The organism is Kribbella flavida DSM 17836 (assembly GCF_000024345.1).
GTDB lineage: Bacteria > Actinomycetota > Actinomycetes > Propionibacteriales > Kribbellaceae > Kribbella > Kribbella flavida.
In genome coordinates, this window is sequence record NC_013729.1 from 7312628 (window position 1) to 7338682 (window position 26055).

Sequence of the window (26055 nt, forward strand, 5' to 3'; positions counted from 1 at the left end):
CTGGTAGCGAGACTATCGGGAGAGCGACGTTGGCAACCGTCAGCCAGAACGCCCAGTCGCGGTACAGCGGACCGTCGTACAGACGCAGGACTGCATTGCGGCGCTTGGGTCTCGGGATCGGCGGTTGATACATGGCCATCTAGAATCCCCCAACCGCCGACCATGATGCTGTCGCCCAGCCCCTGCTCGGCAGCGGCTGGTCGACCGTATTTTACTTACCTGACTCAGAACATCTAGGGCTTGAATGAACTGATGAGCCGTACTACATGATCGCTTGTGATGGAAGTTCCTGAGCCAGCTGAATTGCCCTTATCCCACTTCTACTTCCGGTCAGCTGCCGCCGGCGCCGACGAGTTGGCCGTCCAGGGAGAGGATGCGGACCTTGCCCTGGCCCTTGGCGGGGATGACGAGAGCGACCTGGTGCAAGTAGTCCTGGTGCAGGGTCTGGGTGTACTTGACGTGGCTACTGAAGGCCGTGGCGCTGCCGCTGGTCCAGTACGCGTTGGAGCCGGGCTCGATGCGCTGCAGGTACTGCTCGGTGAGAGCCAGGAAGACGAGCGCCTCGCCGGTCGCGGTGATGAAGGTCAGCGGTTCGCCGTACGGGCGGAAGGTGTCGGTGACGGTGGAGATGTAGCTCTCCTTGATGTCCGCGATCTTGTCCTTGGCCCGGTCGGTCAGCAGGTCGACGGTGCCGGGCGACGGGACGAACCGGCCGGCCGTCGGGGACCCGGCGCCGCCGGACAGGTACGCGGCCAGGTTCGCGGCGGCCGTCTGGGGCAGCTCGGCGAGCTCGGCCATGTCAGCCTTCGTGGGCGGGCGCAGGCCTTCCATCGGCGGCAGCTTCATCGTGGCGCTCGGGTAGACGGAGTACTTCAGCGTCCAGGGGTCGCCGGCCGTCGTGCGCTCCCAGACCCCGAGCTGGCGACTGTCCGGGCTGGTGGAGACGCCCGAGCTGACCACGAACCGCATCGGGTAGCTGCCGTACTGCGGGGCGCCGATGCGCGGGTCGGTGTAGCTGAACGGCTTGATCCTGTCCTTGCCGGCCGGGTCGGTCTTCCGCCCGATCTGGTACCCGGCCCGGGTCATCGCCAGCGTCGGATCGGCTTCGATCGTCGCGGCGAGCTGGGCATCGCGGGCCTGGTTCGCCTTGTTGTTGACCTCGTTGTACCGCTTGACCACCGCCTGCCCGTCGGCCACCGTCACCGCCGCCCGGGTGAACGGCGCCGCCGCACTGTTGCGCACCGGCATCGCCACGCAGCCGGTTGCCGTCAGCAACACCAAACCGCCGGTCAGCACCCCCGCCACCCGGCGGACCGTGCCCGGCACCCGGGGCGGCGTGTACGCCGGCACCTGGTACTGCGGCGGAATCCCCGGCACCGGCCGCGGCCGCTCCCCCGAACCCCCACCCGACTGCGTCCCGTTGCCCGGCTCGGAGTCGTCGTCCGAGCCGGAGTTCTGGCTGGGTCCGGTGTCCGGGCTCGACTCGGAGGCGTCGGCCGGCCGGCTGCCGACGGGGGCGGGCTGCGGCCGCTCCCCGCCGTCGGCCGGACTCGGAGCCGAAGTGACCGAGGGTGCCGGGTACTGCGTTCCCGGAGCGGCGTACTGGGCGACCGGGAAGGGGGTCGTGGTGTTCTCCGGCGCCCCGGGACGGCGCTTGGCGAACGCCAGCCAGAGCCCGGCGAACAGCAGCATCAGACCGACTCCGAGAACGATCAGGCAGGTACCGAAAAGCCCCTTGAGCTCCATCCCGACAGTGACCCGCGCATCCGTCCCCGGCGTCCCGTCCGCGTTCATCACGACCACGTCGTACGCGCCGTCGTGCGTCGACCAGCGCACCGTCTGCTCGCCGGCGCCGCTCGCCTCCGCGACCCACCAGTCCAGCTCGGCCGGCGGGTTCAGCTTGCTCTGCCCGCCCTTCATCTCCTGCGTGCCGAACGTCGCCGGCGGGTCGAACCGCACCACCCGCGTGTACGCCGACGCGCCGAGGTAGCTCGCCACGTCCAGGTCGTGCGCGATGCCGACAAAAACCGGCCGGTCGCTCTGCGCCGTCACCCGCAGGGTGAACCCGTGCCGGTCCAGCAAGTCGGGCGCCGTCGCCACGGCCAGCCCGCGCCCGGTCAGCCGTTGCTCACCCGTGTCGACGGTGCTGTCGGGCCCGACCAGCCAGAACGCGGCGGCCGCCGCGGCAACCGTGACGAGCAGCCCCACCAGGGCAAGCAGCAGACCGAGAACGACGCGGGCGAAACGCATGGCAAAGGGCTCCCGTTGAACGACACACCGGATCCGAGGCGGAGGACCGGCCGGCACAGCCGTTGCCGGGTGACATGTCACCCGCGCAGGACTGCCCGTCGTCCACGGATAACTGCCCAGGCAACGAATCCGTTACGCGCCCACGCCCCTCGACCCCGGCCCGCCCGCAAAACCACCTGCGCCCCGCCCTGCCGGCTGACACGCTGAACCATGCCCGTACGCCGCCTGACGCCCGCCGACTGGTCCGACCTGTGGCCGCTCGTCCAGGGCTTCGGCACCGATCAGACCGAGTCGGATGCCGGCGACATCTACGCCGAGCTCCTGGCCGACCAGCGCTGGCTCATCCTCGGGTACGCCGAACCAGGCGGCCGACTGATCGGCTACGCCGCCGCGCAGAACTACGGACCGCACCTCCGCGCGGGCCGCCGCAACCAGGGTCGCTTGCACGACCTCTACGTCCACCCGACCAAACGGAGTACTGGAGTCGGCCGCGCGCTGGTCGCGGCGGTGGTGGAGTGGGCGGAGGGGCAGGTTCGGTGGCTGGAGTGGCAGGCGCACGAGGATCGGGCGGCGCCGTTCTACGAGCGGCTGGGTTATCGCGGTGTGCGGTGTCCGCAGCCCGAGTACCCGACGTTCGAGATCGACTTCGGCGCCTAGGTGTACTCGGGCAGGCGGGTGGGCATGACGAGGGTGGTGAAGGTGCCCTGGTCGGCGGAGCGGATGACGACCGGGCGGTTTGGAGCGTGGATCTCCAGCAGCACGTCCGGGCCGACGCCGGTGTGCAGGGCGGCCGTCAGAAGCCGGGCGGTGAACCCGATCCGCAGCGGCTCACCCGACACGAGCGCCGCCAAGTGCCCACCTGGCACCGACGGCTGACTGGCCGGGGAACTGCCCTCGACCGTGACCTGCGAGGGCTCGATGCTCAGCGCAACGACGTCGGCGGCTCCGAGTAGCTCGGCCAGCGCCAGGCGGTCGACCAGGACCCGGCACACCGGCGGCCCCAGCCCTTCCAGGATCGCCTGGTACGCCGGATACTCCTCCTCCACGACCTGCAGCTCCCGGACATCTCCCGCAAGTGCACCGTGGGGCTCCGAGCGGCTCAGCACAACCTGGGTCGGCGTGACGTCCAGCTGCACACTCCCCGCGGACGCTACCCACCGCGTCAGCTCAGTCAGCTCCGAAGCCCGCACCAGCACCGCCCCCGGCGTACCGCTGAACGCCTGCGGATGCAGCTTGCGGACGGCCAGCCGGTACCGGTCAGTCGCAACCAGCGTCACCTCGTCCTCCGCCAGCTCGATCCGCACACACGCGAGCACCGGCAACTCGTCCCCCTCCGCCGCCGACGGCGTCACCTGACGGATCGCACTCGCCAGCTCAGGCCCACCCAGCGTCACCCCACGCTCTCGAACCGCAGCAGCCGGAACGCCGAGCGTGCCGAGGATCCGCGCTGCCGCCTGCCGGGTCGCCGCCGCCTTCTGCTCGACCGTCCGCAGATGCGTCTCCACCACCGACGCCGCCAGCGCCGGCTCCCCGTCGAGCACCCGGCGCACCTCCGGCAGGGGCAGGTCGATCGCCCGCAGGTCCCGCAGCAACCGGGCCCGCGGCTCCTGCTCGGGCGCGTAGTACCGGTAGCCGTTGCTCTCGTCGACCACCGCCGGGCGCAGCACGTCGCAGTCGTCGTAGAACCGCAGCGCGCTGGGCGTCAGCCCCACCCGCCGCGCGAAGGCGCTGATGTTCACCAGGTCGTCCACCACAGCCCCGATCCTCGGCCTTCGAGCGACTCGAAGGTCAACGCGCGCGTACCGGCGCCGATGGTGAGAATAGGGGCGTGTCGAGGTTGTTCGTGGTCACCGGAGCGCCCGGCGCGGGCAAGTCCACCGTGGTGCCCGAGCTGCTCCGGCTGAGCGCCGGCGGGCTCGTGGTGATGGACATGGACGAGCTGCTCGACGACGAGGGCAGCCTGCTCGGCATCACGATCGCCGATCAGAGCGGCGCTCCGCACTGGCCGGCGTACAACCTGGTCTGGCGGCGCATCACCGAGCTCGTCCGCCGCTCCGGCATCCCCGTGCTCTTGCTCTCCCCGCTGAGCCCGAGCCAGCTGCCCGAGGGCCGCTGGCTGCACCTCGACTGCCCGGACGCCGTACGCCGGGAGCGACTCGCCGCCCGCGGCTGGGACGCCGCCGCCATCGACGCCGCGATCCACGACGCGGCCGAGACCCGCAAACTCGTGCCCCGCTCGGTCCCCGGCGACGGCACCCCCGAGGAAGCCGCCGAGCAGATCCTCGCCTGGGTCCAGGAGTAGCGGCCGGCCATGACCGGGCTGCGGCGAGTCACTCGATCCGGAGCGAGGCAGGCGCTTTCGGTGCCGAGCCGATCGGCAACGGTCCGTTGCCCGGGGTGATCGAGCCGAGGACCGACGCGTGCCGGGCGCCGGTGCAGGTCGGCACGGTCGCGGGCAGGCCGTTCAGCGTGAGGAAGCCCAGGACGACGAACGCGTACGCCTCCTTCGCGACCGACGGCAGACCGAGATCGTCGGTACTGCGCACCGGTACGCCGTCCAGCTCGTCGGCCAGGCGGTGCATCAGGGCCGGGTTGCGGATCCCGCCGCCGGCCGCGAGCACCTCGGTGCCGCCGTACGCCTTGACCGCGTCGGCGACGGTTCGCGCGGTCAGCGCCGTCACGGTGGCGACCACGTCGTCCGGCGCGATCTCGGGCAGGCCGGTCATCCGCTCCGCCAGGTAGCCGAGGTGGAACAGTTCCTTGCCCGTGCTCTTCGGCGCCGGCCGCGCGTAGTACGGCTCGGCCAGCAGCCGCTCGAACAGTCCGGGGTGCACGGACCCGCGTCCGGCCATCATGCCGTCGGCGTCGAACGTCAGCTGTCCCGCGGTCAGCTCGCCGACCACCGCGTCGATCAGCGCGTTCGCCGGTCCGGTGTCGAAGGCGACCGGATCGCCGTCCGGCGGCACGACGGTGATGTTCGCGATGCCGCCGAGGTTCAGCGCGACCGGCGAACCGGCCCGCCCGCGCAACCACAGCACGTCGAACAGGCTCACCAGCGGAGCACCCTGGCCACCCGAGGCGACGTCCCGCGACCGCAGGTCCGACACGACGGCCGTCCCGGTCGCCTCCGCGATCCAGGCCGGCTGCCCGAGCTGCAGCGTGCCGCGGACCGCGCTCTCGTCGACCCAGTGGAAGACGGTCTGGCCGTGCGACACGATCAGGTCCGCGTGGCCGCCGCACAACTGCTCGACCGCCTGCTCCGCGACCGCCGCGAAGGCCTGGCCGATGCCGGTGTCCAGCCGGGTCACCGCCGCCAGCGAAGTACTTGCCGGGGGCAACGCCGCGACCAGCTCGGCGCGCAACTCGTCGGAGTACGGGCGGCTCAGCAGGCCGAGCGGTTGCAGGACCAGCTCGTCGCCGTCCAGCCGCAGGTCCGCCGCGGCCGCGTCGATCGCGTCGTACGACGTGCCGGACATCAGGCCGATGACCCGCATCTCAGTCCCTCAGCTCTCGCCGGTGGTCGTCGCCGCGCAAGGTCAGCAGCGCGACCACGCTGACCGCGCAGGTGATCACGACGTACCAGGCCGGGATGTCGACGTTCTTGGTCCGCTTGATCAGCTCGGTGATGATCAGCCCCGCGCAGCCGGAGAAGACCGCGTTGGACAGCGAGTACGCCAGCCCGAGCCCGGTGTAGCGCGCCCGGGTCGGGAACATCTCGGCCAGCATCGCGGGCCCCGGCCCGGCCATCAGGCCGACCACCAGGCCGGCGACGAACACCGCGACCCCCTTCAGCGCGGTCGAGCTCTCCTTGTCCTGCAGCAGGTTCATCAGCGGGAAGGCCAGCACGACGACCAGCGCGGCCCCGGTGACCATCACCGGCCGGCGGCCGACCCGGTCGCTGATCCAGCCCGCCGGCATGATCGAGACGGCGAAGCCGAGGTTCGCCAGCACGGTCGCGACCAGCGCCTGCTGGAACGTCGCGTTCAGCGTGGCCTGCAGGTACGACGGCATCACCACCAGGAAGGTGTACCCGGCGGCGGACCAGCCCATCAGCCGGCCGATGCCGAGCGCGATCGCCTTGGCCACCTCGCCCCGGTCGGCCGGAACCCGCTCACCGCCCTGCTGGACCCGGGCGAAGTTCGGCGTCTCGTCCAGCCGGAGCCGCAGGAACAGCGCGACCAGGCCGAGCGGCAGCGCGAGCAGGAACGGCACCCGCCAGCCCCAGTCGTGCAGCGCCTCGGTGCTCAGCACGGTCGCCAGGATCGCGGCCAGCCCGGCGCCGGCCAGCAGCCCGAGCGCGACGGTCAGCGACTGCCAGGCGCCGTACAGGCCGCGCTTCGTCCGCGGCGCGAACTCGGTCATGATCGCCACCGCGCCGCCGAACTCGCCGCCCGCGGACAGCCCCTGCAGCGCGCGGACCAGGGTCAGCAGCCACGGCGCCGCCGCACCGACGGTCGCGTACGTCGGCAGCAGTCCGATCAGCGTGGTCGAGAACGTCATCAGCAGCAGGACCAGGATCAGCGTCGGCCGCCGCCCGATCCGGTCACCGATCCGGCCGAAGACCGCGGCGCCGATCGGCCGGAAGAAGAACGCCAGCGCGAACGAGGCGTAGGTCTTGATCAGGCTCTCGGCGTCGCTGGTCGAGGTGCTGCTGAAGAAGTTCGCCGCGATCACCGTGGCGAAGAAGCCGTAGGCGCCGAACTCGTACCACTCGACGAAGTTGCCGACCGTGCCGGCCACCAGCGACCGGCGGTGCCGCCGGGCGTCGATCGTCGGCGTCGCTGCTGAGCTGCTCATCGGGTCCTCTCCCGCTCGCCTCGGCCCCCGGTAACTTTCCTCCCTTGATGGGGACCATCTTGGTCTACAACTTCCGTCACCGCGAGTCAGAGCCTGCAGCGGCCGGTGACGCCGGCCCGATCCAGCCGGCCGCCGCGCAGTTCACAGCAATGTCGCTTTGCGGTCGTTACCGGCGGGTATATACTCAAGTTACTCGTGAGTAAAGTCAGCGAACAGGCAGGGGCAGCCACGTGAGCCACTACAAGTCGAATCTGCGGGACATCGAGTTCAACCTGCTCGAGGTGCTCGGGCGTGACCAGGTGCTCGGACAGGGTCCGTACGCCGACATGGACGTCGACACCGCCCGGGAAGTGCTGTCCGAGATCGACCGGCTGGCCAAGAACGAGCTCGCCGCGTCGTTCGTCGACGCCGACCGCTTTCCGCCGGTGTACGACCCGCAGACGCAGGAAGTGCGGATGCCGGAGTCGTTCAAGAAGAGCTACCAGGCCTACATGGACGCCGAGTGGTTCAAGCTCGAGCTGCCGCCGGAGCTGGGCGGCCAGCCGACGCCGCCCTCGCTGCGCTGGGCCGCGGCCGAGATGGTGCTGGGCGCGAACCCGGCCGTGCACATCTACGCCGCCGGACCGAACTTCGCGCACGTGCTGTGGCGCAACGGCACCGAGCGGGACAAGGTGATCGCCCGGCACATGATCGAGCGGGGCTGGGGCGCCACGATGGTGCTGACCGAGCCGGACGCCGGGTCCGACGTGGGCGCGGGCCGGACCAAGGCGACGCTGCAGGACGACGGCAGCTGGCACATCGAGGGCGTCAAGCGCTTCATCACCTCGGGCGAGCACGACATGACCGAGAACATCGTGCACCTGGTGCTGGCCCGCCCGCAGGGCATCGAGGGCGTCGGCGGACCGGGCACGAAGGGGCTCAGCCTGTTCATCGTGCCGAAGTACGACTTCGACCTGGAGACCGGCGAGCTGACCGGTGAGCGCAACGGCGCCTACGTGACGAACGTCGAGAAGAAGATGGGCATCAAGGTGTCCACCACCTGCGAGATCACCTTCGGCGAGAACGCCCCGGCCAAAGGCTACCTGCTCGGCGAGGTGCACGACGGCATCGCGCAGATGTTCCAGGTGATCGAGTACGCCCGGATGATGGTCGGCACCAAGGCGATCGCCACCCTGTCCACCGGCTACCTGAACGCGCTCGAGTACGCCAAGCAGCGGGTCCAGGGCGCCGACCTGACCAATGCCGCGAAGACCGCGCCGCGGGTGACCATCACCCACCACCCGGACGTGCGCCGGTCGCTGATGACGCAGAAGTCGTACTCCGAGGCGCTGCGCGCGCTGGTCCTGTTCACCGCGACGTACCAGGACCGGGCCGAGCAGGCGCGGTACGCGGGCGAGCACGACGACGAGGCCGAGCGGGTCAACGACCTGCTGCTGCCGCTGGTCAAGGGCTACGGCTCGGAGAAGTCGTGGACGCTGCTCGGCACCGAGTCGCTGCAGACCTTCGGCGGGTCCGGGTTCCTGCAGGACTACCCGATCGAGCAGTACGTCCGGGACGCCAAGATCGACACCCTGTACGAGGGCACCACGGCGATCCAGGGCCAGGACCTGTTCTTCCGCAAGATCATCAAGGACCAGGGCAAGGCGCTCGGCCACCTGGCCGAGCAGATCCAGGGCTTCGCCGCCTCCGAGGCCGGCAACGGCCGGCTGAAGCAGGAGCGCGGGCTGCTCGCCCAGGGCCTGGAGGACACCCAGAAGCTGCTCGGCGTGATGGGCCAGGCGCTGATGGCCAGCAACCCGCAGGCCGAGAACGGCGACCCGCGCAACGTCTACAAGGTCGGGCTGAACACCTCCCGGCTGCTCTACGTGCTCGGCGACGTGGTCTGCTCCTGGCTGCTGCTGCGGCAGGCCGAGGTCGCGCTGGACAAGCTCGGCGGCGAGCTGTCGCCGGCCGACCAGGACTTCTACACCGGCAAGGTGGCCGCGGCCCAGTGGTTCGTCCGCTCGACGATGCCGACCGTGCGCGCGGAGCGGATCAAGGCCGAGATGACCGACCTCGACGTGATGGACCTGCCCGAGTCCGCGTTCTGACCCCCCGAAGCCGGCGCCCTCCGCAGGTGTACCCCTCTCTGCGGAGGGCGCCGTTCCACCTCGCGGTGCACGCCGCCGCCGGCAGCCGGCTGATCTGCCCCGGGATGCCCCGGGATCTGGCCTGGTGGCGAGCTGCTGCCTGCGGCAACGTTTCGCCCGGCGCAGTGCACGTCCCTGACCCGGTCTCCCCTGTCCGAGCCAGGGGCGTGCGCTGTCCGCCCCGGAACCGCCGGTGACTCTGCCGCGTCAGTGAGGCGTGCATGCCATCGGCCGTCGTACGCTGTCCGCGATGTCCGCCCGTTCCCGCTGCCTCGCCGCGCTGCTGCTCGCGCTGCTCGCCGTCGTTCCCGCCGGCCCGGCGCACGCCGTCACCCCGGAGCTTCCGGACCAGATCGCCGCCGCCTGGCGCCAGGACCCGATCTACGTCGAGCCCGCGATGCGTCCGGCGTTCCCGCGGTCCGAGCTGGACCGGATCCGCGCCGCCTCGGCGGCCGCCGGGTTCGGGGTGTACGTCGCGATCCTGCCGCGGGACGGCTTCGACCGGGAGCGGTACGCGGAGTTCCCCACGCTGCTGCAGGGCCGGGTCGGGCAGCCCGGCCTGTACCTGGTCTGGACCGTCTCGGACGAGTACTGGTCCGGCGACGAACTGCTGGTCCGGGCCGGCGGTCTGAAGGGTCGGTCGCTGACCCGCGTGCAGGTGGACGACGAGCAGGACAACAAGATCGTCACCGACCGCCCGGCGCCGAGGATCGTCCGCACCATCCAGCAGGCCGGTACGGCGTACGACGGCCGTCCGCTGCCGGACGTCCCGGCGAGCGATCTCAAGGAGTCGGCGCAGCGCGAGCGCTCCGGCCCGTCCGCGACGGACAAGGAGGACCGGGCCGCCTTCACCGGGATGGGCATCGGCGGCCTGGCCGGCTTCCTGCTCGTCCTGATCCTGGTCCTGCGCAGCTGGAAGCACCGGCCGGCCCCCTCCAGGCGCCGCACGTCCGGCCGTTCCCGCGAGCTTCCCGCCCAGGCGGCTTCGTCGGCGGCCGAGGTCAAGCTGTCGACCGTCACGTCCCAGGCCGATCGCTGGATCCCCAAGGCCGGCCGCGCCCTGCGCGCGCTCGAGAAGCAGGTCCTGGCCGCCTCCCGGGCAGGCGACGACGCGGACGCCGCTCGCCGGGAGCGGACGCGGGCGAGGCTGGACCGGCGCGACGACGCCGGCGCCCGGCTGGAGGCGGCTCGCACCCTGCGCAAGGCCGAGCCGGACGACGTGCTCGCCGTGACCGGTGCCTTCGTGCTGGCACGGCAGGCATTCCAGGTCGCCGAGGGCAACGACCTGCTGCCGCCCTGCTTCTTCGACCCGACTCACCCGTCCGGCACGATGACGGCGGCCTGGGCGGACGACACCGAAGTACCGGCGTGCAAGACCTGCGCGCAGACCGTGAGCCGTGGCGAGACCCCGCTCGGGCTGCGGGTGGCGCCGGCGGGCGGACTGTTCGGCATCGACCGCACGCCGGTCCCGTACTGGACCCTCGACCCGGAGAACCCCATGGTCGCGACCGGCTTCGGCGCCCTCTCCGACGACCTGGCCGAACGGGTCGAGCGAATCTACGGCGGTGTCCGGTGACGACATCGATGCCGCGCCGGCTCCGCTCCGCGCCTTCGCCGCGCCGCCGGCCCCCGGGCCGCCTCACGCTCTTGGCGCTCGTCCTCGCGGCGATCGCTGCCGTCATGCCGGCGTCTTCGTGGGCCTCGGCCCCGTCGACCGCGGGCAGCGTGCCCACCGATTCCCGGGTGACCGCGGCCGTCGCGGCCTGGAAGCACGATCCGGTGTACTTCGACCCGCAGTACGCCGCGTCCGTCGCCGAGCACGTCACCGCATTGCGCGACCGGATCGCCCAGTCGCCGGTCCCGGTCTACCTGGCCGCGGTCCCGACCGGCGCCTGGTTCCCCGAGAAGGGCGACACCGAACTGCTGGCCGGCTGGATGGCGGCGGCGAACGGCAAGCCCGGCCTCTACGTGGTGATGTTCGGCACCGAGACGGTCGGCGTGGAACACCTCGTCCAGGCGTACAGTCCGGGCCGGGTGTACGCGGCGTCCCGCAAGTCCGTGGCCGACCGGCTCGCCGAGTTCCTGGACGCGGTCAAGGTGAGCGACCGGTACGACGCCAAGCCGGCCCGGACCCAACCCCTGCCGCCGCGGGACGCGACACCGCGCGAGCCGGAGCGCTTCACCGCCGGGCAAGCGATCGCGAGCGGAATCGGTGGTGCGGTGCTCGGCCTGCTGGGCGGCGCGGTACTGGCCGGAATCGTACTGGGAGTGGCGGCGCTGGTCGCCCGACGAGGTGGAGGACGGCTGTGAAGTCCAGGTACGCGCTGACGGTTCTGCTGGCGCTGGTGCTCTCGATGGCCGCCGTGCCCGCCGGAGCCGGGACGGCCCAGACTCCGGCCGAGCGGGCCCGCGAGATCGCGTCGGCGCTGGCCAAGGACCCGCTGTACATCGACCCGGCGTACGCCACCGGGGTGCCGGAGAACCTGCGCGCCGACGTCCGCACCAAGGCCAAGGCGCTCGACTACCCGGTCTACTCGATCATCCTGCCGCTGACGCCGAGCGACGTGTTCCAGGGCAAGGAAACCAACGTCCTGACGCTCGTCGTCGACGCCCTGCGCAAGCCCGGCCTGTACGTCGTCGTCGACGGCGGTGAGCGCTTCCCGTACTTCAAGGTGCACCAGCTCTCCCAGTTCGAGCGGTACGACGAACGGCTGGACAACGCCCGCTCGCACGCTCTCGACCAGACCGGGTACGACGCCGGTCCGACCGAGGTGATGGCCCGCTTCTACGAGCTGCTGGCCGGACCGGCGCTGGGTCCGGTCGACCGCAAGAAGTCCGGCTCCTCCGGTTCTCCCTCGTCACCCTTCTCCGACGAGGACGGCTCTCCGGTCGTCGGCATCCTGATCGCGGCACTCGCTGTGCTGGTCGTGCTCGGCCTGATCATCGGTCTGCGCCGTCGCGGCGGCAGCAGCAGCCGGCCGCGTCGCGAGAAGGCGTTCACGATTCCGCCACACGTCGCGCAGACCGTTGCCGCCGAACGCCGTCGCCGGCTGACCCGGGACACGACGAGTGAGCTGACCACCCTCGGCTCGGAACTGGCCGCGCTGCCCCCGGCCGAGGGCGAAGGCCTCAGGCACCAGCAGGCCGCGCTCGACGCGCACCACGCGGCCGGGAAGGTCCTGGACGCGTCTCGCGACCTGGTGGACCTCGTCGGTGCGATGGTGCTGCTGGACCAGGCCCGGCGGGAGTACGACCAGGCGGTCGCGGTGGCGGCGGGGCGGAAAGCGTCCGACGTACCGGGGCTGTGCGCTTTCAACCCGTTGCACGGCAGGGCGCTCGCGCGGCCGACGCAGGTCGAGAGCGACGGTACGACGGTGACGCTGCCGCTGTGCGCGGAATGCCGGCAGGCGCTGAAGGCGGGGCGGGCGCCCAAGTCGCTGCCCGGTGACGACGGCCCTTACTGGCACGGCGACGACCTGTGGGCGCGGACCTTCTTCGGCAACCTGACCGACGATCTGCCGGCCGCGGTGATGCGCGGGCAGCACCGGTCCTGAGCCACCCCTGAGCCGGGGTTCAGGGGGCACTGAGGGTCGCTGCCTGATCCAGCCGGACGCCGTCCGCACCTACTGTCGAAGCGACGGTTCGGGGCAGGACGAGAGGTGGACGGACGATGGCTGAGGTCAAGCAGGTCGGCGCACTGCTGCTGGTGACCGGGATCGGTCTGGCGGTGTGGTCCTGGGGCGACCGCCAGTCGGACGACCAGCACGAGGTGGCCGAGTCGATCTCCACCGTGCGGCTGGACTCACCCAACTCCGACATCACGGTCAAGGTCGGCGACGTGCAGCGGACCACCGTCGAGGAGAAGCGCAAGTACTGGCTGTTCCAGCGCGACGACGGCTACCAGGTGGACGGGGACACGCTGCGCATCGACGGGGACTGCGGCTGGCACTGCAAGGCGGACTACGTGGTCACCGTGCCGCGCGGCACCAAGGTCGTCGGCGACAGCGGCAGCGGCGACATCTCCGTCGCCGGGGTGGCGGGCGTCGACCTGCGGGCCCGGTCGGGCGAGGTCGAGCTGCAGGACGTCAGCGGTGACGTGAAGGTCGATCTCACCTCCGGCGACGTGACGGTCGACCGGCTGACCGGCAAGCTCGAGGTGCAGGCGACCTCCGGCGACGTCGAGGCGACCGCGGTGAAGGGCGGGCCGGTGAAGGTCCGCAGTACGTCGGGCGACCTGCGGATCGACCTGGCCGAGGCGACCGACGTGACTGCGGAAGGCACCAGCGGGGACGTCGAGGTGATCGCGCCGGAAGGCTCGTACGCGGTGGACACCGACACCCGCAGCGGCGAGGTGGACAACGGCCTCGGCGACGCCGCGGCGGCCGAGCACACCGTCCGCGCGACGACGGTCTCCGGTGACGTCGAGCTCACCGCCCACCGCTCCTGACCGGCCGGGTTTACCGCCGGGTACCTGCCGGGGGCGCCACGTGGCGTGACCGACACGCTTCGATCGATGGATTCCGTGCTCGACGCGGAGTAGCTTCGACAGTGTCGAACGACATCACGAGGAGGCTCGGATGAGCATCGGTGTGGGAATCTTCCTGATGGTGGTGGGCGCCGTCCTGGCGTTCGCCGTCCGTGACTCCTGGGACGCGGTCGACCTGACCGCGGTCGGGTACATCCTGATGCTCGCCGGCCTGGCGGGCATCGTGCTGTCCTTCTACATCACCAACCGGCGCCGGCGGGTGGCGACCAACACCATGGACCCGGCCGTCGAGGAGGAGTACCGCGTCGTCGAGGAGCACCACCGCGACGTCAAGGAGTAACCCCTCGCGAGGATCGCAGCTTTCGGCCGGTTGGGCAGGCACTCAGGTGGGTGCCTGCCCAACCGGCCGCTCAGCTTGCGCTCGCCCCTGACAGCACCAGCTCGAGCCGGGCAGCGCCGTCCGGCGTGACCCGGACCGGCACGCCCCAGTCCTGCCGGTGCATGTGGCAAGCGGGGAACTCGACCTCCGCCGAGTCGTCGCAGGAGGCCGCCTGCACCGCGACGTGCAGAACGCCGTCGCCGACGCGCTCGTCGATCACCAGTCGGCGCTTCAGGTCGGTGGAGTCGCCCGCCCCCTCCCGGAGCAGACTCTCCGGCGTCGCCGAGACCAGCAGCCGGGTGGACGGACCGTAGCGGCCGTCCAGCTTCTGGCCGGGCGGCGGCGTGAAGACCACCTCCAGCGTCACCTCGCCCCCGGCGATCTCCATCGGCGGTCGCTGCGTCCGGGTGCTGAACTCGTCGGCCTGCGCCGACGCACCCAGCCGAATGCGGGTCAGCCGGTGCGCCGCGGACTCGACCACCAGCAGCTCGTTGCCGACGACAACGGCTCCGCTCGGCTCGGCCAGACCGGTGGCCATCGTCTCCACCGTGCCCTGCCGGCCGTCGTACCGGCGGACGGCGCCGTTGTAGGTGTCGGCGATCGCGATCGAGCCGTCCGGCAGCACGGTCACGCCGAGCGGGTGCTGCAGCAACGCCTCGTCGGCCTTGCCGTCGCGCAGGCCGAAGTCGAACAGGCCGGTACCGACCGCGGTGTGCACCTCGGTGTCGATCCAGCGCAGCGCGGAGATCTCGGAGTCGGCCAGCCAGAGCCGGTCGCCGTCCGCCGCGAGGCCGCTGGTCTGCGCGAACCACGCCTGCTCCGGCGTACCGTCGCGCAGGCCTTCGTTCGTGGTGCCGGCCGCGATCTCGGTCGCGCCGGTGAACGGGTCGAAGGTCCACAGCTGGTGGACGCCGGCCATCGCGATCCACACCTTGTCCTGCCACCAGGCGACGTCCCAGGGCGAGCTCAGCACGTCCGTGCCGTCGCCGTCCATCCACTGCTTGCCGGTGCCGGCCAGGGTGCGGGTCTCGCCGGTGGCGAGGGTGATGCCGCGCAGCGCGTGGTTGACGGTGTCGGCGACGACCACGTCGTACCCGACCTCCGTGGCGACCTCGGCCGGCAGCAGGGTCAGCCCGTTCGGCTCCGAGAAGGCGGACTGGTCCGCGGGCCCGTCCTGGAACCCGCGCCGCCTGGTACCGAACCGGCGGACGACGGTGGTCGCGTCCTCGGCCAGCTGCACGACGCTGTGATTGCCTGCGTCGGCGACCAGAAATCCGTTGTCATAGGCAATGACCTTTGCGGGGAACCGTAGCTCGGTCGGCTCCGGCTCAGGGGCGACGTACGGCGATCTGCCGCGCGTCAGTGTGCCCGCCTGCTCGTGCTGCGCGATCAACTCGGCCAGCTGCGCGTCGAGGGCGTGCGCGTGGCCCTCGCCGGAGTACTGGGCGACGATGTACCCGTTGGGATCCACCAGCACCAGCGTCGGCCAGGCCCGGGCGGTGTAGTTCTGCCAGGTGACCAGCTCCGGGTCGTCCAGCACCGGATGCCCCACCTCGTACCGCGCGACGGCCGCCTTCACCGCCACCTCTTCCCCCTCGTGCGCGAACTTCGGCGAGTGCACGCCCACGATCACCAGCGCGTCGCCGTACTTCTCCTCCAACGGCCGCAACTCGTCCAGCACGTGCAGGCAGTTGATGCAGCAGAACGTCCAGAAGTCCAGCAGCAATAACCGCCCCCGGAAGTCGGCAAGCCGCAGCTCCGCCCCTCCGGTGTTCAACCATCCCCGCCCCTTGAGCTCCGGCGCACGCACATGCATGCAGCCATTGTCCGCCCCTGCCCAACCGGTCCGCTCAACCACCCCGCCCCATCGGCCCGAGCAACCGGCACACCAGGTCGCCCCCCGAGCCCCGCTCAGATCCCCCTCCCCCGCCCCGCCCGAACCGCCGCCGCGCGACGTCTGATGGGTTAACCCACCAGGTGCAGGGTTGGCCCATCGGGATCTGGTGGGCCAACCCTGCACTTGGTGGGTTACCCATCAGAGGGCCGAGGTTGCGGCAGGGGATCCGTTGGGGTGGGGACGAGGTGGCGGGTCGGCGGCCTGGGCGGTCGGGGTGCCGTTGCCCTGGGCTGGTTCAGCGGGGCAGGACCAGGTGGTCGGTGAGCAGTTTGGCGGTTTTGCGGAGGGTGGGGGCGGAGGTGGCGAGGTCGGCGGCCAGGGTGTGCGGAGTGAGGGGTTCGCCGGGGCCGACCAGGCGGTGCCGGTGGGCGAGCAGCCAGACGATGGCGCGGGGCCAGGTGGAGAGGCGGGCCTTGGTGAGCAGGTCGGGGGCCTCGCGGACCAGGCGTTCGGCGATGTCGAAGGCGTCGGCGGCGTAGCCGATGCCGAGGGTTTCGCCGGCCAGCAGCCAGGCGTGCGGGGCGAGCACGGACAGCGTGGCGGCGTGGGACTTGTCCAAACCGTCGAGGTCGGGGCGCGGGGGTGAGCCGAGGCCGGACAGCGTGCGGTACGCCTCGTCGAGGTCGGTGCTGGTCTCGTCGAGAAAGACGCGCTCGCCGGACCGGGAGCCGATCGGCTCGTCCAGGGCCGCCGCCTCCAGCGCGGGGGTCCACACCTCGACCGCGTCCACCGCCTCCTCGATGGCGTCCAGGTCGAGCTGGGTGCGCTCGCCGGCGAACTCCAGCCAGGCCTTCACCACCACCGGCACCGCGCCGAAATAGGTGCTGTCGGCAAGAACCTTGCGCGGCAGCCAGGACGCCAGGAACAGCTCGACCAGCACCGCGCTGACTCGCAGCGGGCCGCCGACCGTCCGGTCCACCGCGTGGTCGATCCAGAGCCGGGCGATGTCGGCCGCGTCGTCCGGCAGACCGGCGGCGTACTGCGAGTCGAGGAACTGCTCGACCAGCTGCTCGCGCTGCCGGGGTGACACCAGCGGCCGGATCGGCGGTCGGACCGGGCGCTCCGGCAGCTGGGTCAGCCGGTTCACCAGCAGGCCGGAGAAGAACTCGAAGTCCTCGGTCACCGGGGGTTCGTCGTGGTCGTGCGTCTCGCCGAGCGCCTGCAGGATGATGCCGGCCGCGGTCGCCGGACGGACCGTGCGCACGGTCACCCGGCCGCCGCGCTGGTACGCCTCGACCACCCGGTCGATCGGCGGCCCGACAAAAACGTCCTTCGCGATCGCGCCCAGGTTGTTGTCGACGAACACCACCACCGTGTGCGGGTGCTGGTCGTCGTCGTAGTCGAGCACGACGCTGAGCCCGTCGCCGGTGACGTCCTCCGACACGATCGCGCTGGTCAGCCGGAACCCCGCGATCCGCGACACCCACTCCGGCACGCCGCCCTGGGTGCGGACCCGGGACAGGTGCGCACGCTGCAGCGGCAACCGGCCGGCCGGACCGACCGTACGGGCCAGACTCGTCAACAGGACAAAGGAATCCGCGTCCCGGCGCTCACCGAGCACCCGGGCGGCGTCGGCCCAGAAGAACCGCTCGACCTCACCGATCTCGTCGGGCTGCCCGGCGGGCCACAGCTGGTCGGCGAGCAGCGCGGCGGACCGGGCCACCGACGCCTCGGCGATCACCGGGTGCAGCGCGGGTGGCGCCGCAGCCAGATCGAGCAGCAGCGTCTCCAGCAGGGTGTCCAGCACAGCGACGCTCGGCGTGGTGTCGACCTCGGTGACACCCGCCGGTGGCTGGGGGGTTGAACCGGGAGTGGAACCGCCGACCAGCCGGAGATGGCTGCCGCGGCCGTCCCGGCCTCGTGACTTGGTCACCCTGGCGAGATTACCGCCGAAGACCGCTTCGCCGCAGGGCGGTGCGCGCGTCCTGTGGACAACACGGCCGACACGCCGTCACCGCACGGCAACGGCCCGCCACCCCGGTACGGCGTACCGGAGGCGCGGGCCGTCGGGTGACAGCGTGGTCAGCCCTTGAGCGCCCCGGCCATCAGACCGCCGATGAACCAGCGGCCGAGCACGATGTAGACCAGCAGCGTCGGCAGCGACGTGATCAGCGCGCCCGCCATGCTGGCCGCGTAGTCGACCTTCTGCCCGCCGGCCAGCGCCGCCAGGCCGAGGGTGACCGGCCCGTTGTTCTGCTGGGTCAGGAACAGCGCGAACAGGAAGTCGTTCCAGACCGAGGTGAACTGCCAGATCAGCGTCACCACGAAACCGGAGATCGAGATCGGCAGGATGATCCGGGCGTAGGTCTGGACCAGCCCGGCGCCGTCCACCCGGGCCGACTCGATGATCTCGTGCGGCACCACGGTGGCGTAGTAGTTGCGGAAGATCAGCGTGCAGATCGGGATGCCGTAGATGACATGCGCGATCAGCAGGGTCGGGATCCCGCGGGTGACGTCCAGCTCCTGGAACGTCGTCCGCAGCGGCAGCATCACCGCCTGGTACGGGATGAACATGCCGAACAGGATGAACGCGAACACCAGGTTGGCGCCCGGGAACCGCCAGCGGGCCAGCACGAACCCGTTCGCGGAGCCGATCAGCGACGCGATGATCGCGGCCGGCACCGCCAGCGAGAGCGAGCGCACGATGTAGGGCTGCAGCACGTCCCACGCCTTGCGCCACGGCTCCAGCGTCCAGGTCTGCGGCAGCGACCACTGTGCGGCGGCGGTGGTGTCGCTGGAGGTCTTGAAGCTGGTGATCACCACGACGTACACGGGCGTGAGCACGAACAGCAGGAACAGCAGCAGCAGGACGTAGCGCACGGTCCGGCTGGTGCGGGTGGAGCCGTCGGCGATGGTGCTGCGGGTCGGCTTGCGGCTGATCGCCGCCGCGGCCTTGCCGGTCGCGTTCGCCGGGACGTCAGCGGCGGTCATTCTTCGCTCTCCTGCCGGACGGTGTAGGCCACGTAGGGAATGACGAGCACGGCGACGACGGCGAGCAGCACGATCGAGATCGCGGCTGCCTTCGCCATGTCGCTGCGCAGCAAGGTGTTCCACATGTAGACCGAGGGCACCTCGGTGCGGAACTGGTTCGGCCCGGTGATCGCGTAGATCAGGTCGAACAGCTTCAGCGACATGTGGCCCAGGATGATCAGCGCAGACAGCGCGATCGGGGACAGTTGCGGGAACAGCACGTGCCGGTACAGCTTGAACTCCGAGGCGCCGTCCACCCGGGCCGCCTCGCGCAGCTCACCGGGGATGCCCCGGAAGCCGGCCAGGAACAGCGCCATGATGTAGCCGGACAGCTGCCAGACGGCCGGCAGCGCGATCGACGCCATCGTCGTCCACCGGCTGCCGCCCGTCCACCACGGGTTCTCCAGCACGTTCAGGTGCAGGATCGAGAACAGCCGGTTCAGGCCGCGGGCGTCGTCGCCCTGGGACGGGTTCAGCAACCAGCCCCAGACGACGCCCGAGGCGATCATCGAGATCGCCATCGGGAACAGGAAGATCGACCGGAAGATGCCCTCCCCGCGCAGGCCCTTCTCCAGCAGCAGGGCCCACAGCAGGCCGAAGATCAGCGTGCCCACGATGAACGCCACCGTGAGCACGCCGAGGTTCTTCAGCGAGTTGAGGAACCGCTCCTCACCGAACAGGTTGACGTAGTTGTCGAACCCGACGTACTCCGCCGGGCCCTTCCGGGCGGTGTGCCGGTCGGTCAGCGAGGTGTTGAACGACCAGGCGATCAGCCCGTAGACGAAGTACCCGAGCAGCAGGACCGTGGGCAGCAGTACCAGTGCCCCCGGCCCCCAGGTACGGATCCTTCCGTGCATGACTCAGGACTCCGAATCGTTGTCAGCCGGTGCGGTGTGGTTCAGGAGCGGCATTCCGGGTCAGGCCGGCTTGACCGCGGCGGCCAGCGCCTTCTGCAGCGTCGGCACGTCCATGCCGCTGCTGAACTGGCCGATCGCGGACAGGATGCTGTCGTTCTGGCCCAGCGTGCAGGCGGCGCCGTGGGCGCAGGACGGCACGATCGTCTTCGCCTTCCAGTCGGCCATCGCGGCCTGCTGGTACTTCGGGTAGTCGGTGGCGACCGCGTCGGACCGGGCCGGGATCGAGCCCTTCTTGGTGTTGAAGGCCTTCTGCCCCTCGGCGCTGCCGACCACCTTCAGCCAGCACTTCGCGCCGTCCGGGGTCTGCCCGTTGGTCGGCAGGGTGAACGAGTCCGCCAGGTACTGGAAGGTGTCGCCCGTGCCCGGCGCCGGCCAGTAGGTGTACGCCGAGTCCGGCACCTTGTCGGACAGCTGCTGCGCGGCGACCCAGTCACCCATCAGCGTGTAGGCGGACTGTCCCTTGTTCACGTACGACAGCGCGTCCGGCCAGTCGACCGCCTCGCGGTCGGCGTTGCTGAACGACAGGACCTTCTTGTACTTCTCCAGCGCGGCGGTGACATCGGCGCCGGCCGCGTCGGTCTCGCCCTTCCACAGACCGGTGAACTTGTCCGGGCCGAGCTCGGCCAGCAGCACCGCCTCCATCACCATCTCCTGGGCGAAGCCCTTGGACGTGGCCAGCGGCGCCTTCACCCCGGCGGCCTTCAGCTTCTCCATGTCGGCGATCCAGGCGTCGACGCTGGCCGGGGCCTTGGTGGCGTCGAGGTTCGCCTTCTTCAGCACCGCCGGGTTGGCCCAGACCACGTTGGCGCGGTGCACGTTGGCCGGCACCGAGTAGATCTTGCCGTCCACGGTGAGGTTGTCGATCAGGCTCTTCGGGAAGGCGGCGTCCAGGCCGAACTCCTTGTACAGGTCGCTGACGTCGTCGACCTGCCCGTTGCGGATGTAGTCACCGAGCTCGGCGCCGGCGTGCGCCTGGAACGTCGACGGCGGCTTGTTGGCGGCCAGGTCGTTCGCCAGGACCTGCTTGGCGTTCGAGCCGGCGCCACCGGCCACCGCGGAGTTGACGAACTTGAAGTCCTTGCACTCGGTGTTGAACACCGAGACCAGCCCGTCCAGACCGGCCTTCTCGCCACCGTCGGCCCACCAGGTGAAGACGGTGACGTCCTTGCTCGCTGCCGCGTCCCCGCTTCCGCCGTCGTCGCTGTTCCCGCAGGCACTCACCGCGAGAAGACCCACGGCACCCAGTGCCGCGACGGTCTTGCTCCAACCACCACGCATTTCGCTCACTCTCCGATCAGCTCATGGAGCTGTCTGACAACGAATGCCCCCTTGACCGCCCCACTGTGGTCGCGCGGCCGGTCGGGTGTCAACGTTCCGCGCAGGCGCGTTGCGCAGACGTGATGCCGCGCGAACAGCTGGTATGAGAGCGCGCACATTCTGCTCCTGCAGGCCACTGCCCACATGGCCGGGCCGGCCGGCTCAGCCACCGGGCCGGAGCAGGGTCTTGATCGCGCGCCGCTCGTGCATGGACCGGTAGCCCTCGGCAACCTCGGACAGCGGCCTGACCTCGTCGAACACCAGGCCGGGGTTGATCGCACCGGCCAGCACGTCGGTCATCAGCTCCGGCAGGTACGCCCGGACCGGCGCGACACCGCCGGCCAGGCCGACGTTGCGCTGGAACATCGTGCGGATCGGCACCTCGACGCCGTGCGGGATGCCGACGAAGCCGACGGTGGCGCCGGCCCTGGCGACGGCGAACGCGGTCGCGAACGACTGGTCGGTGCCGACGCACTCCAGCACCGCGTCCGCGCCCACGCCGTCGGTCAGCTCGAGCACCGCCGCCTCGGCCGCTTCCCCGCGCTCGGCGATGACGTGGGTGGCGCCGAACTCCCGCGCGATCTTCTGCCGCGGCTGATGGCGGGACAGCGCCACGACCCGCTCCGCGCCCATCCGCGCGGCCGCCAGGACGCCGCACAGCCCGACCGCCCCGTCGCCGACGACCACGACGGTGTGCCCGGCCCGTACGCCGGCCGCGCGCGCCGCGTGCCAACCGGTGCCCATCACGTCCGACAAGGTCAGCAACGACGGCACGAGCGCGTCGTCGGGAACCTCCGGAGTCGCCACCAGCGTGCCGTCGGCGTACGGGATCCGGGCGTACTCGCCCTGGCCGCCGTCGTTGGTGCGCCCGCCGATGCCCACCAGGTTCTGGCAGACCGACTGGTACCCGGCGCGGCAGTTCGGGCAGGTGCCGTCACTGGCGACGAACGGCACCACGACGAAGTCGCCGGGCCGCACGGTCCGGACGTCGGAGCCGGTCTGCTCGACGATCCCGACCAGCTCGTGCCCGATCCGGCTGCCGGGGGTGATCGCGTTCTCGCCGCGGTAGGACCACAGGTCGGAGCCGCAGATGCAGCCGGCCACGATCCGCACCACCGCGTCGGTGGGCTGCTCGATCACCGGGTCCGGAACCTCGCTGAGCCGGACGTCGAACGGGGCGTGGATCGTGGTCGCTCGCATCGCCACACTGTAGGCCGGTCAGTCCGGCGCGACGACGGCGTACCGGCCACGGCGGTGGACGACCGGGGCCACGTCGTCGGCCAGCAGCTCCACGTGCTCGATCTCCAGCTGCACCTGCACCGCCCAGCCGATCTCGCGCGGCTCGCCGGACGTCAGCCGACCACCCGCCCAGGCCGTCACCCCGGCCGGCACCGGGCCCCACTCGGTGTCCGTCCACTCGCTCAGCCGGAACGGGCCCCCGGGGGCGGGCGCGACGTACCCGAAGGCGTCGGCCAGCTGCCGGTGCGGCTCGCCGAGCAGGGTCACCGCCGCGGTCTTTGCCTTCAGCAACATTTCGCACAGGTCGGAGTCCGGGTCGAGCAGCCCGAGCAGGTACCCCGGCTCCCCGTCGGCCACCAGCACCGACGACACGGTCAACCCGGCCCGCTTCCCGGCGTACTGGGCGGTCCAGAGGCTGACCGGCGACGCCAGCCTGCCACGGAACCGCCGGACCGGGCTCCGGTCCGCCTCGGCCGGCAGGAACGGGTGCTCCCCGTGAATGCTCATGCCGTCACCGTACGACGGGCGGCTCACCCGGCGACGGTCACCCGGTCGGGCAGGGTGAAGTGCTCGATCGGCCGGCTGGTCAGCCCGCCCGCGCCGCGGTAGGACTCGACGCGGCCGTCGGCGCCGAAGGTGAAGCGGTACCGCTCGCCGTACCCGCCGAAGCCCGAGTCACCGGTGACGCGCAGGGCCGAGTCGCCGTCCAGCTCGAGCGTCGTCGGCCCGGCGGCCGGGTCCGCGGCGGTCGGGTCGATCACGTGCAGCCGGCCGCCGAGCAGCACGACGTCGTTGACGCCCCACAGGTTCGCGAAGCGCCCGGTGAAACGGGCCAGGTCACCCTCGCCCCGATCCTTCGAGCCGGCCAGGTCCACCAGCTTCAGCAGCCCTTCGGCCAGCTGCGCCGCCGGACCGTCGATCGCGTTGGTCAGCACCGACACCGCGATCCGGCGCCCGGGATCGACCAGCGAGCGGGTGATGTGCCCGGGGTAGCCGCCGCTGTGGCCGAAGACGTCCCGCTTCGCCACCTCGGTGATCTGCAGCCCCAGCCCGTACCGCGGCCCGTCCTCCTCGTCCGTGGTCTTCCACAACGGGTGCTGCATCTGCCGCTTCGAGGCGTCCGTGAGCAGCCGCTCGTCGCCCGGCAGGTGCGCCGAGAAGTAGGTGACCACATCCTGCGCCGTGCCGTAGAAGCCGGTCGCGGCGGCGAGCGCCCGGGTGTCCACGTGCTCGATCGGCACCCGGCTGTCCGCGTACGCGAGCGCGCTGTAGCCCACGGCGTACTCGGCAACCCGAGCGGCGTCCAGCTCGGGGCCGAGGTCGTCCAGCCCGAGCTTGGCCACGACCGCCGCCTGCACGTGCTCGTTGTACGACGTCCCGGTGACCGCCTCGATCACCAGTCCGAGCAGGCCGTAGCCGATGTTGGAGTACTTGAACCGGTCGTTCTCGCCGAGCACCGCCGAGCTCTCGTCGGTCAGAACACCGAGCAGGTGCTCGCGGTCCGGGAACGGCGTGCCGAGCTGCCAGAAGTCGGCCTCCAGGCTGTCCCGGGTGACGCCTCCGGCGTGGCTGAGCAGGTCGCGCAGGGTCCGCTCCCCGACCGGCGTGCCGACCAGCTCGGTGACGTGCGCCGACGCCTTGTCGTCGAGCCGGAGCCGGCCCTGCTCGACCAGCTGCAGCACGGCCGTCGCGGTGAACGTCTTGGAGTGCGACGCGATCCGGAACAGGTGCTGCGGGGTGAGCGCGACGCCGCCGTCCACGTCGGCCAGCCCGTACGCCGTGGACAGCGCGACCCGGTCCCCGGCGAACACGGCCGCCTGCACGCCCGGGATCCGCTGGTAGCGCTGGTTGAAGGCCAGCCAGGTGTCGTAGTACGCGAGAACTTCGGTCAGGGTGCGGGAGTCCAGGGCGTCAGGCATGACGCCTAGACTGAATGACGCGGAAGCGACTCGCAACGTAGGCGCCGTCGGTGTACGTCGCGTTGGCGGCCGGGTTGGCCCCGGTGCCGTGGAAGTCGCTGAAGGCTGCCGACTGGTTCACGAACACCTGGCCGGTGAGGTTCTCCGACAGCGCGACCCCGGTCTCGAGGGCGGCGTCGCGGGCCTGCTCCAGGACCTGCTCGTCGGTGGAGTAGACGCCGGCCGTCATCGCCCCGCCCGCGGCGGCGGTCCGCGCGAACAGCTCGATCGACTCCTTGGTGTCCGCGGTCCGGACCAGGAACGAGACCGGGCCGAAGCACTCGCTGCCGTAGGTGCCTTCCTCCTTGGCGTCGAGCGCGACCAGCAGCGGGGTCCGGATCACGGCGTCGTCGTACTGCGGGTGCTTGATCGCACGGGACTCCAGCACCACGTCGCCGTACTCGCGGGCCAGTTCCAGCCGGCTGACCACGGCCTGGTTCACGATGCCGCCGAGGATCTCGACCGCGCGGGCGTCGTCGCCGAGCAGCTTGCCGATCGCCGCGGCGATACCGGCACCGACCTCGTCGAACGACTTGGGCCCCTCGTCGGTCTCGATGCCGCCGGCCGGGACGAAGATGTTCTGGGTGGTGGTGCACATCTGGCCGGAGTACAGCGACAGCGTGAAGGCCAGGTTGCCGCAGAGCGCCTTGAACGCGTCGGTCGAGTCGATGATCACCGCGTTCACGCCGGCCTTCTCGGTGAACACGGTCGCCTGGGTCGCGTTCTGCTCCAGCCACTCGCCGAACTCGCTGCCGCCGGTGAAGTCGATCAGCTTGACCTCGGGCCGCAGCGCGAGCGGCTTGGCCAGTCCGTCGTCGGCGCGCTCGGCGGCCAGCGTGACCAGGTTCGGGTCGAGGCCGGCCTCGGCGAGCACCTCGCGGCAGACCTCGACGGTGATCGCCAGCGGCAGCACGGCCAGCGGGTGCGGCTTGACCACGACGGCGTTGCCGGTGACCAGCGAGGCGAACAGGCCGGGCCAGGAGTTCCAGGTCGGGAAGGTGTTGCAGCCGATCACCAGCGCGACCCCGCGGCCGGTGACGGTGAAGTTCTTGGTCATCCGGATCGCTTCGCCCTTGGCCGGCTTCTCCCAGACCGCCTCGGCCGGGTACCGGTTCATCTCCTCGTAGGCGTAGGCGACCGCCTCCAGCGCCCGGTCCAGCGCGTGCGCGCCGCCGGCCTGGAACGCCATCACGAAGGCCTGGCCGCTGGTGTGCTGGACGGCGTTCGCGAGCTCGAAGACCCGCCGGTGCAGCCGGTCGAGGATCTCCAGCGTGACGCCGGTCCGGCCGTCGACGCCGGCCCTGCGCCAGTCGGCGAGACCCGCGCGGGCCGCGCCGAGCAGCTCGTCCAGGCCGCTCTCGGTGGTGCGCGGGTACTCGACGTTGAGCTCCAGCCCGAACGGCGACTGCTCGGTGACGACCGTGCCGTTCGCCCCCGGCGTGCCCAGCTCGTACGCCGTGCCGAGGTGCCGCTCGAACGCGGCCAAGCCGTCGGCGGCCGCCGTCTCGCCGTACACCCGCGGGCTCGGCGACTCGGGAAAGGCGGAGAAGTAGCCACGGCTGCGGATCGCCGCCAGTGCCCCGTCAAGGCGGTCGCGGTGGGTGGCGAGCCAGTCGGTCGATGTCATGGGTGCGCTCCAAGCTGGGGTGGACTCCGCCCCGATGTTACAGTCATGGAGCAGACCGGCGATAGAGTGTCACAACCGTTGCTGATGGT

The 26055-nt window shown here is 71.1% G+C and carries 21 protein-coding genes; 8 read left to right on the forward strand and 13 right to left on the reverse strand.

Features of this window, described 5'->3' with window-relative positions; translation table 11 throughout:
- Positions 1 to 330: 330 nt before the first annotated feature.
- Positions 331 to 2250 (reverse strand): DUF8094 domain-containing protein, encoded by a 1920-nt coding sequence (locus KFLA_RS33935; protein WP_012924370.1) that lies wholly within the window; start codon positions 2248 to 2250, stop codon positions 331 to 333.
- A gap of 210 nt (positions 2251 to 2460) precedes the next feature.
- On the opposite strand from KFLA_RS33935, the gene KFLA_RS33940 reads away from it, so the two are divergent.
- A complete protein-coding gene (locus KFLA_RS33940; RefSeq protein ID WP_012924371.1) occupies positions 2461 to 2907 on the forward strand; it encodes a GNAT family N-acetyltransferase in 447 nt (148 codons plus the stop codon).
- On the opposite strand, the gene KFLA_RS33945 is transcribed toward KFLA_RS33940, so the two are convergent.
- A complete protein-coding gene (locus tag KFLA_RS33945; protein WP_012924372.1) occupies positions 2904 to 4004 on the reverse strand; it encodes a DNA polymerase III subunit beta family protein in 1101 nt (366 codons plus the stop codon). The genes KFLA_RS33940 and KFLA_RS33945 overlap by 4 nt on opposite strands.
- Before the next feature lie 74 nt (positions 4005 to 4078).
- Here KFLA_RS33945 and KFLA_RS33950 point away from each other — a divergent pair, with 74 nt between their 5' ends.
- Positions 4079 to 4552, forward strand: a complete 474-nt coding sequence (locus tag KFLA_RS33950) for a P-loop nucleotide/nucleoside kinase family protein (protein WP_237706663.1) — start codon at positions 4079 to 4081, stop codon at positions 4550 to 4552.
- 28 nt (positions 4553 to 4580) lie between these two features.
- On the opposite strand, the gene KFLA_RS33955 is transcribed toward KFLA_RS33950, so the two are convergent.
- Entirely contained in the window at positions 4581 to 5744 is a 1164-nt protein-coding gene (locus KFLA_RS33955; RefSeq protein WP_012924374.1) for an anhydro-N-acetylmuramic acid kinase, read from the reverse strand.
- Between the two features lies 1 nt (position 5745).
- Entirely contained in the window at positions 5746 to 7047 is a 1302-nt protein-coding gene (locus KFLA_RS33960; protein WP_012924375.1) for an MFS transporter, read from the reverse strand.
- A 230-nt stretch (positions 7048 to 7277) separates the two neighbouring features.
- On the opposite strand from KFLA_RS33960, the gene KFLA_RS33965 reads away from it, so the two are divergent.
- The 6 genes from KFLA_RS33965 to KFLA_RS33990 all read left to right on the forward strand — a co-directional run bounded on the left by KFLA_RS33965 (position 7278) and on the right by KFLA_RS33990 (position 14002).
- A complete protein-coding gene (locus KFLA_RS33965) occupies positions 7278 to 9137 on the forward strand; it encodes an acyl-CoA dehydrogenase (protein ID WP_012924376.1) in 1860 nt (619 codons plus the stop codon).
- A gap of 289 nt (positions 9138 to 9426) precedes the next feature.
- Positions 9427 to 10752, forward strand: coding sequence for a hypothetical protein (locus KFLA_RS33970; protein ID WP_012924377.1), 1326 nt, complete (start codon positions 9427 to 9429; stop codon positions 10750 to 10752).
- 104 nt (positions 10753 to 10856) lie between these two features.
- The gene (locus KFLA_RS33975; RefSeq protein WP_237706664.1) at positions 10857 to 11486 is read left to right on the forward strand and encodes a P-loop NTPase family protein; all 630 of its coding nucleotides are present in this window, start codon (positions 10857 to 10859) and stop codon (positions 11484 to 11486) included.
- On the forward strand, positions 11483 to 12730 hold the full coding sequence (locus KFLA_RS33980; RefSeq protein WP_012924379.1) for a hypothetical protein: 1248 nt from the start codon (positions 11483 to 11485) through the stop codon (positions 12728 to 12730). The genes KFLA_RS33975 and KFLA_RS33980 overlap by 4 nt, the downstream gene beginning before the upstream one ends.
- 116 nt (positions 12731 to 12846) lie before the next feature.
- Entirely contained in the window at positions 12847 to 13623 is a 777-nt protein-coding gene (locus tag KFLA_RS33985) for a DUF4097 family beta strand repeat-containing protein (protein ID WP_012924380.1), read from the forward strand.
- Between the two features lie 130 nt (positions 13624 to 13753).
- On the forward strand, positions 13754 to 14002 hold the full coding sequence (locus KFLA_RS33990; protein WP_012924381.1) for a DUF6458 family protein: 249 nt from the start codon (positions 13754 to 13756) through the stop codon (positions 14000 to 14002).
- A 70-nt stretch (positions 14003 to 14072) separates the two neighbouring features.
- Here the strand turns inward: KFLA_RS33990 and KFLA_RS33995 are convergent, their stop codons facing one another.
- The 9 genes from KFLA_RS33995 to paaN form a co-directional block, all read right to left on the reverse strand.
- Positions 14073 to 15857 (reverse strand): NHL domain-containing thioredoxin family protein, encoded by a 1785-nt coding sequence (locus KFLA_RS33995; RefSeq protein ID WP_012924382.1) that lies wholly within the window; start codon positions 15855 to 15857, stop codon positions 14073 to 14075.
- A 316-nt stretch (positions 15858 to 16173) separates the two neighbouring features.
- Positions 16174 to 17811, reverse strand: coding sequence for a hypothetical protein (locus KFLA_RS34000; RefSeq protein ID WP_237706665.1), 1638 nt, complete (start codon positions 17809 to 17811; stop codon positions 16174 to 16176).
- A 149-nt stretch (positions 17812 to 17960) separates the two neighbouring features.
- Positions 17961 to 18869: a carbohydrate ABC transporter permease gene (locus tag KFLA_RS34005; RefSeq protein ID WP_012924384.1), complete on the reverse strand. Its 909-nt coding sequence runs from the start codon at positions 18867 to 18869 to the stop codon at positions 17961 to 17963.
- On the reverse strand, positions 18866 to 19765 hold the full coding sequence (locus KFLA_RS34010; RefSeq protein WP_012924385.1) for a carbohydrate ABC transporter permease: 900 nt from the start codon (positions 19763 to 19765) through the stop codon (positions 18866 to 18868). The genes KFLA_RS34005 and KFLA_RS34010 overlap by 4 nt, the downstream gene beginning before the upstream one ends.
- Before the next feature lie 60 nt (positions 19766 to 19825).
- Positions 19826 to 21103 (reverse strand): ABC transporter substrate-binding protein, encoded by a 1278-nt coding sequence (locus KFLA_RS34015; protein ID WP_012924386.1) that lies wholly within the window; start codon positions 21101 to 21103, stop codon positions 19826 to 19828.
- A gap of 201 nt (positions 21104 to 21304) precedes the next feature.
- The gene (locus KFLA_RS34020; RefSeq protein ID WP_012924388.1) at positions 21305 to 22342 is read right to left on the reverse strand and encodes a zinc-binding dehydrogenase; all 1038 of its coding nucleotides are present in this window, start codon (positions 22340 to 22342) and stop codon (positions 21305 to 21307) included.
- Positions 22343 to 22360: 18 nt separating this feature from the next.
- The gene (locus KFLA_RS34025) at positions 22361 to 22888 is read right to left on the reverse strand and encodes a flavin reductase family protein (protein WP_049797661.1); all 528 of its coding nucleotides are present in this window, start codon (positions 22886 to 22888) and stop codon (positions 22361 to 22363) included.
- Between the two features lie 23 nt (positions 22889 to 22911).
- Complete coding sequence (locus KFLA_RS34030) at positions 22912 to 24300, reverse strand: serine hydrolase domain-containing protein (protein WP_012924390.1); 1389 nt, start codon at positions 24298 to 24300, stop codon at positions 22912 to 22914.
- Entirely contained in the window at positions 24293 to 25966 is a 1674-nt protein-coding gene (paaN, locus tag KFLA_RS34035; protein ID WP_012924391.1) for a phenylacetic acid degradation protein PaaN, read from the reverse strand. The genes KFLA_RS34030 and paaN overlap by 8 nt, the downstream gene beginning before the upstream one ends.
- Positions 25967 to 26055 lie beyond the last annotated feature (89 nt).